We start from the raw sequence: 579 nt of genomic DNA, 5'->3' as shown, positions 1-579 counted from the left end.
TAAACGACTATCGTAAAATTTGTGGCTTTGCTGATAATGGTAAAGTTCCAGCGACGTACTTTTCAGTATTATCACAGACTCTACAGATGAATATGATGGTCAAAGAGCCGTTTCCATTTGCGATGTTGGGTCTGGTACACGTAGACAATAGCGTCACGCAGCATCGTCCTATCGGTGAGCGCGAAACGGTATCCATGTCGGTCACTTTTGATAACTTGCGTGACCATGCTCAAGGTCAGCAATTTGACTTTGTCACCACGGTAAAGGCAGAGGACAAAGTGATTTGGGAAGGGACGTCAACTTACCTATCACGCAGCAAAAAAACGGCCAGCAGCAAAGATAAAAAAAGCACACCGCGTCCAGTTGCTGTGAAGCCAGAAGTAGGTAAAAAAGACGTACATAGTATTTTTGAAGTACCAGAAGATATCGGTCGCCGTTATGCTTTTGTTTCAGGTGACTTTAATCTGATTCATTTGCATCCACTATCAGCACGCGCGTTTGGTTTTCCTAAAGCGATTGCACACGGTATGTGGTCAAAGGCTAAGTGCCTTGCTTTAATGGGTGACTTGCCTGATGCTT

The 579-nt window shown here is 44.4% G+C and carries 1 protein-coding gene; it reads left to right on the top strand.

Translation table 11 applies throughout. From position 1 onward, the window contains the following. Positions 1 to 579, top strand: a 579-nt coding sequence (locus ACS8FC_RS19440; RefSeq protein ID WP_439297995.1) for a MaoC family dehydratase, incomplete at both ends; no start/stop codon positions are given.

The sequence above is a fragment of the Psychrobacter sp. 1Y4 genome (assembly GCF_051847555.1).
This window is presented reverse-complemented; position numbering and strand designations above follow the sequence as displayed.